General features: G+C 70.2%; 11 protein-coding genes and 1 tRNA gene. 10 read left to right on the top strand and 2 right to left on the bottom strand.

Going from position 1 to position 13,723, the window contains the following annotated elements; translation table 11 throughout:
* Positions 1-183: 183 nt before the first annotated feature.
* The 5 genes from WA788_RS28770 (at position 184) to clpX (ending at position 5,066) form a co-directional block, all read left to right on the top strand.
* Positions 184-260, top strand: a tRNA-Pro gene (locus WA788_RS28770).
* A gap of 185 nt (positions 261-445) precedes the next feature.
* Positions 446-1,879, top strand: a complete 1,434-nt coding sequence (gene tig, locus WA788_RS28765) for a trigger factor (protein ID WP_335982167.1) — start codon at positions 446-448, stop codon at positions 1,877-1,879.
* Between the two features lie 392 nt (positions 1,880-2,271).
* A complete protein-coding gene (locus WA788_RS28760; RefSeq protein WP_335982181.1) occupies positions 2,272-2,886 on the top strand; it encodes an ATP-dependent Clp protease proteolytic subunit in 615 nt (204 codons plus the stop codon).
* 50 nt (positions 2,887-2,936) lie between these two features.
* Positions 2,937-3,620: an ATP-dependent Clp protease proteolytic subunit gene (locus WA788_RS28755; protein WP_407642914.1), complete on the top strand. Its 684-nt coding sequence runs from the start codon at positions 2,937-2,939 to the stop codon at positions 3,618-3,620.
* Positions 3,621-3,782: 162 nt separating this feature from the next.
* Positions 3,783-5,066 (top strand): ATP-dependent Clp protease ATP-binding subunit ClpX, encoded by a 1,284-nt coding sequence (gene clpX / locus WA788_RS28750; protein WP_335982165.1) that lies wholly within the window; start codon positions 3,783-3,785, stop codon positions 5,064-5,066.
* Between the two features lie 66 nt (positions 5,067-5,132).
* Here the strand turns inward: clpX and WA788_RS28745 are convergent, their stop codons facing one another.
* Together WA788_RS28745 and WA788_RS28740 are read right to left on the bottom strand one after the other, a co-directional pair.
* Positions 5,133-5,855: a hypothetical protein gene (locus WA788_RS28745; protein ID WP_335982163.1), complete on the bottom strand. Its 723-nt coding sequence runs from the start codon at positions 5,853-5,855 to the stop codon at positions 5,133-5,135.
* Between the two features lie 105 nt (positions 5,856-5,960).
* Positions 5,961-6,935, bottom strand: coding sequence for a hypothetical protein (locus tag WA788_RS28740; protein ID WP_335982161.1), 975 nt, complete (start codon positions 6,933-6,935; stop codon positions 5,961-5,963).
* A 224-nt stretch (positions 6,936-7,159) separates the two neighbouring features.
* Between WA788_RS28740 and WA788_RS28735 the strand changes: the two genes are divergently transcribed.
* From WA788_RS28735 to WA788_RS28715, 5 genes are all read left to right on the top strand, one after another.
* Positions 7,160-9,793: a valine--tRNA ligase gene (locus WA788_RS28735; RefSeq protein WP_335982159.1), complete on the top strand. Its 2,634-nt coding sequence runs from the start codon at positions 7,160-7,162 to the stop codon at positions 9,791-9,793.
* A 161-nt stretch (positions 9,794-9,954) separates the two neighbouring features.
* Entirely contained in the window at positions 9,955-11,487 is a 1,533-nt protein-coding gene (gene folC, locus WA788_RS28730) for a bifunctional tetrahydrofolate synthase/dihydrofolate synthase (protein WP_335982156.1), read from the top strand.
* Positions 11,488-11,585: 98 nt separating this feature from the next.
* Entirely contained in the window at positions 11,586-11,921 is a 336-nt protein-coding gene (locus tag WA788_RS28725; RefSeq protein WP_335982154.1) for a DUF4233 domain-containing protein, read from the top strand.
* A gap of 69 nt (positions 11,922-11,990) precedes the next feature.
* The gene (gene ndk / locus WA788_RS28720; protein WP_335982153.1) at positions 11,991-12,410 is read left to right on the top strand and encodes a nucleoside-diphosphate kinase; all 420 of its coding nucleotides are present in this window, start codon (positions 11,991-11,993) and stop codon (positions 12,408-12,410) included.
* A 173-nt stretch (positions 12,411-12,583) separates the two neighbouring features.
* Positions 12,584-13,606 (top strand): rod shape-determining protein, encoded by a 1,023-nt coding sequence (locus tag WA788_RS28715; protein WP_335982179.1) that lies wholly within the window; start codon positions 12,584-12,586, stop codon positions 13,604-13,606.
* Positions 13,607-13,723: the final 117 nt, after the last annotated feature.

Genomic DNA, 13,723 nt, shown 5'->3' with positions numbered 1-13,723 from the left:
CGCGTAGCTAGTTTGGAAGACTAGGGCTCTACCATTGAGCTACGCCCGCACTGCCAGGACCGCAGACCCCGGCACCTCGGATTCTGGCACACCGCACGGCGTCCGGTCGAACCGGCATCGCCGCCGCGCGCGGAATCGGGCTGCCGGGGTGTACGGGGCCATGTACTCTACGTGTCGCACCAGCGGGGTGTGGCGCAGCTTGGTAGCGCGTCCGCTTTGGGAGCGGAAGGCCGTCGGTTCGAATCCGGCCACCCCGACCAGCAGTTGCCCGCCACTTGCCCGCCGGGCGGGGCGCGGCGTCCGGAACGTACGACGGTTCGCGTCGACCCCGTCCGGCGCGTTTGGCGGTACCGGTAGGATGGGCGGTCGGCGACCCCGCGCGCGGCCCCGACCGCGCGCAAGAGAGTGGCCCCCACCAACGTAAAGCCCCCAAGGAGACCCAACCGTGAAGAGCGCCGTCGAGACTCTGAACCCGACCCGGGTTCGACTCACTGTCGAGGTGCCCTTCGAGGAGCTCAAGCCCAGCCTCGACGCGGCGTACAAGAAGATCAACCAGCAGGTCACGGTGCCGGGCTTCCGCAAGGGCAAGATCCCTGCGCGCGTCATCGACCAGCGGTTCGGCCGTGGCGCGGTCCTCGAAGAGGCCATCAATGAGGCGCTGCCGAAGTTCTACACGGAGGCGGTCACCGAGGGTGAACTCGCCGACAACGTGCTCGGCCAGCCCGACGTCGACATCACCGAGTTCAACGACGGCGACGAGCTGAAGTTCACCGCCGAGGTGGAGATCCGCCCGACCATCGAGATCCCGGACTACTCCGGTATCGAGGTCACCGTGGACGCCGTCGAGGTGCCCGAGGAGGACGTCGACACCTCGCTGGAGCAGCTGCGCGACCGCTTCGCGACCACCACCCCGGTGGAGCGCGCCGCCGCCGACGGCGACGTCGTCGTGGTCGACCTCCAGGCGTCGATCGACGGCAAGGTCCTCGAGGACGGCGTCGCCAGCGGCGTCAGCTACACGATCGGCTCCGGCCAACTCCTCGACGGCATCGACGAGGCCGTCACCGGCCTGGAGAAGGGCGGCAGCGCCACCTTCACCTCCTCGCTGAGCGGCGGCACCGGCGCCGGCCAGGAGGCCGAGGTCAAGGTCGACGTCACCGACGTCCAGGCCCGCGAACTGCCCGAGCTGGACGACGAGTTCGCGCAGCTCGCCTCGGAGTTCGACACCCTGGAGGAGCTGCGGGCCGACTCCCGCAAGCGCCTGGAGCGGATCAAGACCTACGACCAGGCCACCCAGGCCCAGGAGAAGGTGCTGGACGCGCTCATCGAGCTGACCGAGGTGCCGATCCCGGAGAAGCTGCTCGCCAGCGAGATCGAGACCCGCACCCACAACCTGGAGCACCACCAGTTCCCGGCGCTGGGCCTGACCTGGGACACGTACCTGGAGCGCGAGGGCAAGACCCGCGAGGAGTACGACGCCGAGGTCTCCGAGCAGGCAGTCAAGGGCATCAAGACCCAGTTCATCCTGGACGAGCTGGTCAAGACCGAGAAGCTGTCGGTCAACCAGGAGGAGCTGACCGAGCACCTCATGCGCCGCGCGCAGTCCTCGGGCATGTCGCCGGAGCAGTTCGCCCAGGCCGTCGTCGAGGGCAACCAGGTCCAGCTGCTGGTCGGCGAGGTGGCCCGCGGCAAGGCGCTGGCCGTCGTCGTCGAGGCCGTGAAGGTCACCGACACCAACGGTGAGGTCGTCGACCTGTCCGACGAGGACGAGGACGAGGAGACCGCCGAGGCCACCGACGGTGCCGAGGCCACCGACGCCGAGGCCACCGACGAGGCTGAGACCGCCGAGGAGCCCGCCGAGGCCGAGGCCGACAAGGCCTGACGCCGGGGGACCGCTGCGGACGGCGTTCGCCCGTCAGGGGCGCGGGGAACCGCGCGACCGACCCGCCACCGGCCGGTGGTCGGGAACACCGCTGCGGGGGCTGGGCCTGCGGGCCCGGCCCGCCGCGGCGGTGCGCTGGTCGCACGGTTCCCCGCGCCCCTTTTCGGACCTGCGGTCCGGCGCCCCGGCACGTTCCAAACCCGCGGCGGGCCGCATGCGCTCACAGCGAACAGTCCCGCGTAGGGGATTGCTGGGCCCCACCTGCGCGTTAGGGTCCACAAGTAGGAGGGCAGGGGTGCGGCGAGGGTCAGCGGCCGCCCCCGACCCGGACGAAGACCGTGACGGTCGCTCCGACCGTCCGACAACGAGCAGGTGGATACGTGACGACTACGATGCCTACTGCCGCCGGCGAGCCGAGCCCCGGCGGTCTCGGCGACCAGGTCTACAACCGACTGCTCGGCGAGCGCATCATCTTCCTCGGCCAGGCCGTCGACGACGACATCGCCAACCGCATCACCGCACAGCTCCTGCTCCTTGCGGCCGAGCCCGACAAGGACATCTACCTCTACATCAACAGCCCCGGCGGCTCCGTGACCGCCGGCATGGCGATCTACGACACGATGCAGTTCATCAAGAACGACGTGGTCACCATCGCCATGGGCATGGCCGCCTCGATGGGCCAGTTCCTGCTCACCGCGGGCACCCCGGGCAAGCGCTTCGCGCTGCCGAACACCCGCATCCTGATGCACCAGCCCTCCGCGGGCCTCGGCGGCTCCGCCACCGACATCAAGATCCAGGCCGAGCAGCTGCTGCACACCAAGCGCCGGATGGCCGAGCTGATCGCCGAGCACTCCGGCCAGAGCTTCGAGCAGATCACCAAGGACTCCGACCGCGACCGCTGGTTCTCCGCCGAGGAAGCCCGGGAGTACGGCCTGGTGGACGGCGTGATGCTGTCGGCCGCCCACGTCCCCGGGGGTGGCGGCACCGGCGCCGCGCCCGCCTCCTGAAGGCCCCCGCCCCCGACATCGACGCACCTCATCACCTGGAGACGGTGGACGTGAACCCCTTGAACTTCCCCGGCAGCGGCCTCTACGAGCGCACCGCTGCCGAACGGCCCGGCCTGTTCGGCGCCGAGGCCCGCTACGTGATCCCGCGCTTCGTCGAGCGCACCTCGCAGGGCGTGCGCGAGTACGACCCGTACGCGAAGCTCTTCGAGGAGCGCGTGATCTTCCTCGGCGTGCAGATCGACGACGCCTCCGCAAACGACGTCATGGCGCAGCTGCTGTGCCTGGAGTCGATGGACCCCGACCGGGACATCTCGGTCTACATCAACAGCCCCGGCGGCTCGTTCACCGCGCTGACGGCGATCTACGACACGATGCAGTTCGTCAAGCCCGACATCCAGACGGTCTGCATGGGCCAGGCGGCCTCCGCGGCGGCCGTGCTGCTCGCGGCCGGCAGCCCCGGCAAGCGGATGGCGCTGCCGAACGCGCGGGTGCTCATCCACCAGCCCTACAGCGAGACCGGCCGGGGCCAGGTCTCCGACCTGGAGATCGCGGCCAACGAGATCATCCGGATGCGCCAGCAGCTCGAGGAGATGCTCGCCAAGCACTCCACCACGCCGATCGAGCAGATCCGCGACGACATCGAGCGCGACAAGATCCTCACCGCTGAGGAGTCGCTGGCCTATGGACTGGTCGACCAGATCGTGTCCACCCGCAAGACGTCCGTGGGCGTCTGAAGGACGGGTAAGCTGCGCCCTCCGTGCGCGCCCCGGACCGTACTCGGAACGCGAGTACGCCCAAGGGGGGCCCACACGGGGGGCGCGGCAAGGTACCGTCGATGAGAGAAGCACCAGGTTCCGTTGAAGGTCGGCGGAGCCCAGGCGAAGGGGAAAGACCTCGTGGCACGCATCGGTGACGGCGGAGACCTGCTGAAGTGCTCGTTCTGCGGAAAGAGCCAGAAGCAGGTGAAGAAGCTCATCGCAGGTCCCGGTGTGTACATCTGCGACGAGTGCATCGACCTCTGCAACGAGATCATCGAGGAGGAGCTCGCCGAGTCCTCCGAGGTCCGCTGGGAGGACCTGCCCAAGCCGCGGGAGATCTACGAGTTCCTGGAGAGCTACGTGGTCGGGCAGGCGCCGGCCAAGAAGGCGCTCTCCGTCGCGGTGTACAACCACTACAAGCGGGTCCAGGCCGGCGAGAGCGGCCGCCCGGGCCATGACGACGCCATCGAGCTGGCGAAGTCCAACATCCTGCTGCTGGGCCCGACCGGCTCCGGCAAGACGCTGCTGGCGCAGACCCTGGCCCGCATGCTGAACGTGCCGTTCGCCATCGCCGACGCCACCGCGCTCACCGAGGCCGGCTATGTCGGCGAGGACGTCGAGAACATCCTGCTGAAGCTGATCCAGGCCGCTGACTACGACGTCAAGAAGGCCGAGACCGGCATCATCTACATCGACGAGATCGACAAGGTCGCCCGCAAGAGCGAGAACCCGTCGATCACCCGCGACGTCTCCGGCGAGGGCGTCCAGCAGGCGCTGCTGAAGATCCTGGAGGGCACCACCGCCTCCGTGCCGCCGCAGGGCGGCCGCAAGCACCCGCACCAGGAGTTCATCCAGATCGACACCACGAACGTGCTGTTCATCGTGGGCGGCGCCTTCGCCGGTCTGGAGAAGATCATCGAGGCGCGGGCGGGCGCCAAGGGCATCGGGTTCGGCGCGACCATCCGCTCCAAGCGCGAGCTGAACATGGCCGACCAGTTCTCCGAGATCATGCCCGAGGACCTGGTGAAGTTCGGCATGATCCCCGAGTTCATCGGCCGGCTGCCGGTGATCACCAACGTGCACAACCTCGACCGCGAGGCGCTGCTCCAGATCCTTGTCGAGCCGCGCAACGCGCTGGTCAAGCAGTATCAGAAGCTCTTCGAACTCGACGGTGTGGAGCTGGAGTTCGAGCGCGGCGCGCTGGAGGCCATCGCCGACCAGGCGATCCTGCGGCAGACCGGCGCCCGTGGCCTGCGCGCCATCATGGAGGAGGTCCTGATGTCGGTGATGTACGAAGTGCCGTCCCGCCAGGACGTCGCCCGGGTCGTCATCACCGCCGAGGTCGTGCACTCCAACGTCAACCCGACCCTGGTGCCGCGCGACCCGCGCATCTCCGGTCAGGGCGAGCAGAAGAGCGCGTAACCCTCCCGGCAGCAACGCAAAGGGGGCGCCCGGTCCGTCGCGGACCGGGCGCCCCCTTTGCGTGCGCTAGGAGGCTGCCACCTCGACGTCCTTGCGCACCTTGGCGGTCAGCGCGGCGGCGTCGGCGACGGACGCGGTCTCGGTGCCGTTCAGGGTGGCCGTGGGGTCGAGCGGGAACAGGTAGGCCAGGGTGCTGTAGTCGGCCCAGACGCAGACCGTGGTCTTCGTCGGGACCTTCTGGTTGTCCTGCGAGGCGGTCTCGACGAACTTCTGGCACTTCATGAGCGCGTCGGGCGCCATGCCGGCCGGGTGCACCGACTGCGGTCCGCCGGCGGTGGCGGCCTTGAGCGTGGTGCCGCTCCTGTCCGGCCTGCCGCCGTCCTCCAGCAGGGCGAACGCGCCGTCCAGTGCCTTGGCGGGGTCCGCGACCGTGCCGGAGACACCGCTGAAGTTCAGGTAGACGCCGTCGGCGACGTTGCCCTTCACGTACATCTGACTGGTGCTCGTGGGCTCGGTGACGCCGAGCGCCGCCAGCTTGGCGGTCCCCGCCTGGTCGAGCCTGGCCACGGGGCTGCCCACCGAGGTCTTCGTGTAGCCGCCGGCGACGGTCTCCGGGGTGGTGAGGACGTACTTCTTGCCGTCGTCGTGCAGCCCGGACGAGCCGCTGCTGCCGTGGTGCGCGACGAAGACGCCGACGCCGGCCGCGACCACCACGACCGCCGCCACCACGCCGCCGATGACGACGCCGCCCCGCCGTCCGGGCTGCGCCGCTTGCTGGTCCTGGCTCATGAGTGGGGTCCCCCTTCGTTGGTGAGTCCGCTCATCCTCCCGGATAGCAGGAGGGGGCGCCCGATCCGACCCGGACCGGGCGCCCCCTTCAGAGCGTCGGGGAGGCTAACTCGCCTCCACCTCCACGTCGTTGCGGACCTTGGAGGTCAGGGCGCCCGCGTCGGCGATGGAGGGGGCGCTGCCGCCGCCGGAGACGAGCTGGGACTCGTCGAGCGGGATGACGTAGGCCACCGTGCTGTAGTCCGCCCACACGCAGACCGTCGTGTTGAGCGTGAAGGTCTGGCCGGACTCCTGGCCGCTCTCCTTGATGGTCTGGCACTTCATGACCGCATCGCTCTTCATGCCGGCCGGCTTGACGGACTGCGGGCTGCCGGAGGTCTCGACGGTGGTGCCCTGCTTCTTGTCCTCCTCCGTGCCCTGCTTGAGCATGGCGAACATGCCGTCGACGACCTTGCCCGGGTCCTTGACCGTGCCGTAGACGCCCGCGAACTCCAGCATCTTGGCGGTCAGCGCCGAACTGCCCTCGGTGTAGCTGGCGTTGACCTGCGTCGGGTTGCTGACCCCGAGTGCCTTGATCTTGGTCAGGTCCTCGTCGTCGAAGCCGCCGTCGCTGTCGGAGGAGTCGCCCTTGGTGTAGTCGCCCGCCACCGTGTCCGGCGTGGTGAGCGTGTACTTCTTCCCGTCGTTGTGCAGCGACGACGAACCCCCGCTGCTGCTCCCGCCCTTGGTGGCGAAGAAGATCCCCCCGCCGATCACGGCCAGCGCGACCACGACGCCCACGATGATGCCGGTGCGCTTGCCGTTGCCGCCCTGCTGCGGCGGCTGCGGGTACCCGTAACCCTGCTGCGGCACCTGGCCGTAGGGCGGCTGCTGGCCGTAACCGGGCGGCGGCTGCTGACCGTAGGCCGGCTGCCCGCCGTACGGCGGCGCGGGCGGCGGGGCCTGCTGCGGGTAGCCGTAGCCGTAGCCCTGCTGCGGCTGGCCGTAGCCGCCCGGCGGCGGGCCGGGCTGCGGTTGGCCGTAGCCGCCACCCTGGGGTTGGTTGCCGTACGGGTTCGGCGGCGGCTGGTTGTAGCTCATGGGATCGTCCCCTCCGTTAACGAGTCCGCTCATCCTCCCGGATGACATGTTCGCTTCCGAAATCCGGGGGCTGACCAGGCGCCATCCTGCCCCAGCCGCGCCACCCCCCGGCATCAGACGGGCAACCGCTTTGTCACAGCCCCGCGGAGGTCCGGTACGGCGGGCAACCCGCCCTGTGGATAACCCGTCGGGACCCGGCGCACCGGGCCACTAGAATCGGGACCGTGACCGACAACACTCAGCGCCCCGACAGCGGGCCGATCAGCAGCACCCCTGAACTGCCGACCCAGTACACGCCGGCCGAGGTAGAGGGGGAGCTGTATGAGCGCTGGGTAGAGCGGGGTTACTTCGAAGCCGACACGAAGAGCGACAAGCCGCCGTACACCATCGTCATCCCCCCGCCGAACGTCACGGGCAGCCTCCACCTCGGCCATGCCTTCCAGCACACGCTGATGGACGCCCTCACCCGCCGCAAGCGCATGCAGGGCTTCGAGGCGCTGTGGCTGCCCGGCATGGACCACGCGGGCATCGCCACCCAGAACAGGGTCGAGCAGCAGCTCGCCGAGGAGGGCAAGTCGCGGCACGACGTGGGCCGCGAGGAGTTCGTCGCCCGCACCTGGCGCTGGAAGGAGGAGTACGGCGGCCGCATCCTCGGCCAGATGCGCCGCCTCGGCGACGGCGTCGACTGGTCCCGTGAGCGCTTCACCATGGACGAGGGCCTCTCCCAGGCCGTCCAGACCATCTTCAAGAAGCTCTACGACGACGAGCTGATCTACCGCGCCGAGCGCATCATCAACTGGTGCCCGCGGTGCATGACCGCCATCTCCGACATCGAGGTCGACTACCAGGACGACGACGGCGAGCTGGTCTCGCTGCGGTACGGCGACGGCGAGGACAGCGTCGTGGTCGCCACCACCCGGGTCGAGACGATGCTCGGCGACACCGCCGTCGCCGTCCACCCCGACGACGCGCGGTACGCCCACCTCATCGGCCGCCGGATCAAGCTGCCCCTCACCGACCGGACCATCCCCGTCGTCGCCGACGCCCATGTGGACCCGGAGTTCGGCACCGGCGCGGTCAAGGTCACCCCGGCCCACGACCCGAACGACTTCGCGATCGGCCGGCGGCACTCGCTGGAGTCCCTGACGATCATGGACGAGCGGGCCGTCATCACCGTGCCCGGCCCGTTCCAGGGCCTGGACCGCTTCGAGGCCCGCTCGGCGATCGTCGAGGCGCTGCGCGAGCAGGGCCGGGTCGTCGCCGAGAAGCGGCCGTACGTCCACTCCGTCGGCCACTGCTCCCGCTGCAAGACCACGGTCGAGCCGCGCCTGTCGCTCCAGTGGTGGGTCCGGGTCGAGCCGCTGGCCCGCGCGGCGGGCGACGCCGTGCGCGACGGCCGGGTGAAGATCCACCCCGCCGACATGGAGAAGCGGTACTTCGACTGGGTCGACAACATGCACGACTGGTGCATCTCGCGCCAGCTGTGGTGGGGCCACCGCATCCCGGTCTGGTACGGGCCGAACGGCGAGCAGGTCTGCGTCGGTCCCGACGAGCAGCCCCCATCCGGCGAGGGCTGGACCCAGGACAGCGACGTCCTGGACACCTGGTTCTCCTCCGCGCTGTGGCCCTTCTCCACCCTGGGCTGGCCCGAGCAGACCCCGGACCTGGCGAAGTTCTACCCGACCGACGTGCTGCTCACCGGCCACGACATCATCTTCTTCTGGGTCGCCCGGATGATGATGTTCGGCCTGTACGCGATGGACGGCACCCCGCCGTTCCACACCATCGCGCTGACCGGCCTGGTGCGTGATGAGCACGGCAAGAAGATGTCCAAGTCCTTCGGCAACGTGGTCGACCCGCTGACCTGGATGGACGCCTACGGCTCGGACGCCGTCCGCTTCACCCTCGCCCGCGGCGCCAACCCCGGCGCCGACGTGCCGATCGGCGAGGACTGGGTCCAGGCGTCGCGGAACTTCGCCAACAAGATCTGGAACGCCACCCGCTTCGCGCTGATGAACGGCGCCACGGTGACCGGGCCGCTGCCGGCGCCCGAGGAGATGTCCGCGGCCGACCGCTGGGTGCTCTCCCGGCTCAACACGGTCGTCGCCGAGATCGACGCGCTCTACGACGACTACCAGTTCGCGAAGCTCTCCGACGCCCTCTACCACTTCGCGTGGGACGAGGTCTTCGACTGGTACGTCGAGCTGTCCAAGACCACCTTCCTCAAGGGCGGCGACCCGGCCCGGGTCTCCGGCCGGGTGCTCGGCGAGGTCCTGGACGTCACACTGCGGCTGCTGCACCCGATCGTGCCGTTCGTCACCGAGACCCTGTGGACCACGCTGACCGGCCAGGAGACCGTGGTCACCGCGGCCTGGCCGGCCGACAGCGGCTTCCGGGACACGGCCGCCGAGGCGGAGATCGCCGAGGTGCAGCGCCTGGTCACCGAGGTCCGCCGGTTCCGCAGCGACCAGGGGCTCCAGCCCGGCCAGAAGGTCCCGGCCGAGCTGTCCCTGACCGGCACCCTGCTGGCGCCGCACGAGGACGCCATCCGGCAGCTCCTGCGGCTCCAGCCGGCCGGCGACGGCTTCCACGCCACCGCCACCCTGCCGGTCGGCGCCGCCCGGGTCGCCCTCGACCTGTCCGGGGCGATCGACGTGGCCGCGGAGCGCAAGCGGCTCACCAAGGACCTCGCCGCCGCGGAGAAGGAGAAGCAGCAGGCGGAGCGGAAGCTCGGCAACGAGGCGTTCCTCGGCAAGGCACCGGAGAAGGTGATCCAGGGCATCCGCACCCGGCTCGCCGCCGCCGACGAGGACATCGCCCGCATCACCGCGCAGCTCGCCGCCCTCCCGGCGGCGTAGGCACCCGCCCCGCAGGGGCACGGACAGGCCCGGGCCGGACAGCCCGGGCCTGTTCCGTAGACTGAGCCGGTGAGCGACGCACGCGAGGCAGCCGGGCTGCGGCCGGCAACGAAACCCGCACCTCTGCGCCGAGCGGGCGGAGAAGCGAAAAGAGCAGCACGGTGAGTGAGTACGGGCAGGACGACGAGTTCCCGGACGACGGCTTCGGCGCGGACGACGACCGCGACGACGACGGCGAGGGCGGCGGACCGCGGGAAGCGGACCTGGCCGTCATCGAGGCCGGCAGCCGTACGCTGCGCACCCAGGTCACCCCGCCCGCCCCGGAGGACGACGTGCCGGCCCGGCCCGCCGACCCCGAGCTGGACCGCCGGCTGCGCGAGGTCGAGGACGAGCTGCTGGGCCGCTGGCCCGAGACCAAACTCGACCCGTCCCTGGACCGGATCGCGGCCCTGATGGACGTCCTCGGCCAGCCGCAGCGCACCTACCCGGCGATCCACATCACCGGCACCAACGGCAAGACCTCCACCGCCCGGATGATCGAGCGGCTGCTGCTCGCCTTCGAACTGCGCACCGGCCGCTACACCAGCCCGCATGTGCAGTCCATGACCGAGCGGATCAGCCTGGACGGCGTGCCGATCTCCGCGGAGCGCTTCGTCGACGTCTACCGCGACATCCAGCCGTACGTCGGGATGGTCGACGCCGCCCAGCCGCACCGGATGTCCTTCTTCGAGGTGATCACCGGCATGGCGTACGCCGCGTTCGCGGACGCGCCGGTCGACGTCGCCGTGGTCGAGGTCGGCATGGGCGGCAGCTGGGACGCCACCAACGTGGTGGACGGCGCCGTGGCCGTGGTCACCCCGATCTCGCTCGACCACACCGAGCGGCTGGGCGGCACCCCCGGTGAGATCGCCGTCGAGAAGGGCGGCATCATCAAGAAGGACGCCACCGCGGTGCTGGCCCAGCAGCCGCCGGACGCCGCCCGCGAACTGCTGCGCCGCTCGGCCGAGCAGGACGCGACCGTCGCCCGCGAGGGCGAGGAGTTCGGCGTGCTCCACCGCGAAGTGGCCGTCGGCGGCCAGCTGCTGACGCTGCGCGGCCTCGGCGGCGAGTACGGGCAGATCTTCCTGCCGCTGCACGGCGAGCACCAGGCGCACAACGCGGCGCTGGCGCTGGCCGCGGTGGAGGCGTTCTTCGGCATCGGCAGCGTGCACCAGCGCACCCTGGACCTGGACACCGTGCGCGGCGCGTTCGCCGCGGTCACCTCGCCCGGCCGGCTGGAGGTGGTCCGGCGCAGCCCCACCGTGGTGCTCGACGCGGCGCACAACCCGGCCGGCGCGCGGGTCACCGCGGCCGCGATCAGCGAGGCGTTCGGCTTCAGCCACCTGGTCGGCGTGGTCGGGCCGAGCGGCGACAAGGACGTCCGCGGCCTGCTGGAGGCGTTCGAGCCGGTCTTCGCGGAGATCGTGGTCACCCGCAACTCCACCACCCGCGCGATGGACGTCGACGCGCTGGCGGCGGTGGCGGTCGAGGTGTTCGGCGAGGACCGGGTGCAGGTCGAACCGCGCCTGGACGACGCGCTGGAGGCGGCGGTCACCCTCGCCGAGGAGGAGGGCGAGTACGCCGGGGCCGGCGTGCTGGTCACCGGCTCGGTCATCACGGTCGGCCAGGCCCGGCTGCTGCTGGCTCGCAGGTAGGAACTGCCGGAAACCCGAGGGCGACCCCAAGGGCGACTCCGAGGGCAACCCCAAGGGCAACAAGGGAAACCAGGGAAACAAGGGAAGGGGGCCCGGGTATGCGGACCCTGTGTTCGAGCACGCTGATCGGCGAGTTCTTCGTCGTCGGCTTCGCCGGGCTGGTCGCGATGAAGCATCCCGACCTGTCGATGGGCACCGTCTGGGCGGTGTGCGGCATCACGATGGCGGTGTGCGTGCTGCTGTGCGGGGTGGTCACCAAGCCGTGGGCGGTCGTGGTCGGCTGGGCGCTCCAGATCGGCCTGATCGCCAGCGGCTTCGTGGTCGGTACGATGTTCGTGCTCGGCGTGATCTTCGCGGCCCTGTGGTGGGCGTCGATCCACTTCGGGCGCAAGGTCGACGAGATCAAGGCCCGGCACGCGACCCAAGCCGCCTGACAACCGATCGGCACATGCCTTGTAGGCTCGTCGTCACATTCGCTTGTCATACCCGTCAGGAGCCGCCCCGTGTCCCAGCGCACCCTTGTCCTCCTCAAGCCGGACGCCGTTCGCCGCGGCCTGGTCGGCGAGATCCTGGGCCGGATCGAGCGCAAGGCCGGCTGGTCGATCGACGCACTCGAACTGCGCACCCTGGACCGCGGCATCCTGGAGCAGCACTACGCCGAGCACGTCGGACGTCCGTTCTACGAGCCGCTCGTGGAGTTCATGTCGTCCGGCCCGTCGGTGGCCCTGATCGTCGAGGGCGAGCGGGTCGTCGAGGGCGTCCGCGCGCTGGCCGGCCCCACCGACCCGATCACGGCCGCACCCGGCTCCATCCGGGGGGATTTCGGCACCGTCACCCGGGAGAACCTGGTGCACGCCTCGGATTCCGAGGAGTCCGCCGAGCGCGAGATCAAACTCTTCTTCCCGGACCGTTCCGGCAGGTAAAAGCGCCCGGCCCGGAACCAAACACTCCGACACGGCGTCACCATTACTGAGGTCCGCTGTGTGTTCTGATGACAATGGCGTCGGAACCCCGACGCCGCGCCCAGCCCGGCGCGACTACGATGGAACCTCCGCCCACGCTCGGGAAGGCCAGACGTATCCACATGGCGAACAACATGTCGTTCATCGGCCGTGACATGGCTGTCGACCTCGGGACCGCCAACACGCTGGTGTACGTCAGGGGCCGCGGGATCGTCCTGAACGAGCCGTCGGTCGTCGCGGTCAACACCAACACCGGCGGCATCCTCGCCGTCGGCGCCGAGGCGAAGAAGATGATCGGCCGCACCCCCGGCAACATCGTGGCGGTGCGCCCGCTGAAGGACGGCGTCATCGCCGACTTCGAGATCACCGAGCGCATGCTGCGCTACTTCATCCTCAAGATCCACCGCCGCCGCTACATGGTCCGCCCGCGGGTCGTGGTGTGCGTGCCGTCCGGCATCACCGGAGTGGAGCGCCGCGCGGTGATCGAGGCCGCCACCCAGGCCGGCGCCCGTACCGTGCACATCATCGAGGAGCCGATGGCGGCCGCGATCGGCGCCGGGCTGCCGGTGCACGAGGCCACCGGCAACATGGTGGTGGACATCGGCGGCGGCACCACCGAGGTCGCCGTGATCAGCCTCGGCGGCATCGTCACCGCCCAGTCCATCCGGGTGGCCGGCGACGAGCTGGACAACGCGATCATCCAGCACATCAAGAAGGAGTACAGCCTGCTGCTCGGCGAGCGCACCGCCGAGCAGATCAAGCTGACCATCGGCTCCGCGTTCGCCGCCAGCAAGGACGACGAACACACCGAGATCCGCGGCCGGGACCTGGTCAGCGGCCTGCCCAAGACCGTGGTGATCTCCGCGGGCGAGGTGCGCAAGGCCATCGAGGAACCGGTGAACGCGATCGTCGACGCGGTGAAGACCACGCTCGACAAGTGCCCGCCGGAGCTGTCCGGCGACATCATGGACCGCGGCATCGTGCTGGCCGGCGGCGGTGCGCTGCTGCGCGGCCTGGACGAGCGGCTCCGCCACGAGACGGGCATGCCCATCCACATCGCCGAGGCGCCGCTGGACTGCGTGGCACTCGGCGCGGGCAAGTGCGTGGAGGAGTTCGAGGCGCTTCAGCAGGTCCTCGACGCCGCTCCCCGCAGATGACGACGCGTCAGCCGGTGCGCGGCCCGTCACGGGCCGGATGCGCACCGGACCTGACGCGGATGACCAACCGCCCCACCCGGCCCGGCCGCCGTCGGCACCGCGGCACCGGATGCGGGC

The organism is Streptomyces sp. CA2R106 (genome assembly GCF_037034245.1).
GTDB lineage: Bacteria > Actinomycetota > Actinomycetes > Streptomycetales > Streptomycetaceae > Actinacidiphila.
The sequence above is the reverse complement of the archived record's forward strand: the minus strand, read 5'-3'. Positions and strand labels throughout refer to the sequence as shown.

Excerpts from the sequence above, each read along its gene's own strand:
- WA788_RS28760 (WP_335982181.1), top strand. The coding sequence starts at position 2,272 with ATGCCTACTGCCGCCGGCGAGCCGAGCCCCGGCGGTCTCGGCGACCAG.
- WA788_RS28745 (WP_335982163.1), bottom strand. The coding sequence starts at position 5,855 with ATGAGCCAGGACCAGCAAGCGGCGCAGCCCGGACGGCGGGGCGGCGTC.
- WA788_RS28740 (WP_335982161.1), bottom strand. The coding sequence starts at position 6,935 with ATGAGCTACAACCAGCCGCCGCCGAACCCGTACGGCAACCAACCCCAG.
- WA788_RS28725 (WP_335982154.1), top strand. The coding sequence starts at position 11,586 with ATGCGGACCCTGTGTTCGAGCACGCTGATCGGCGAGTTCTTCGTCGTC.
- WA788_RS28715 (WP_335982179.1), top strand. The coding sequence starts at position 12,584 with ATGTCGTTCATCGGCCGTGACATGGCTGTCGACCTCGGGACCGCCAAC.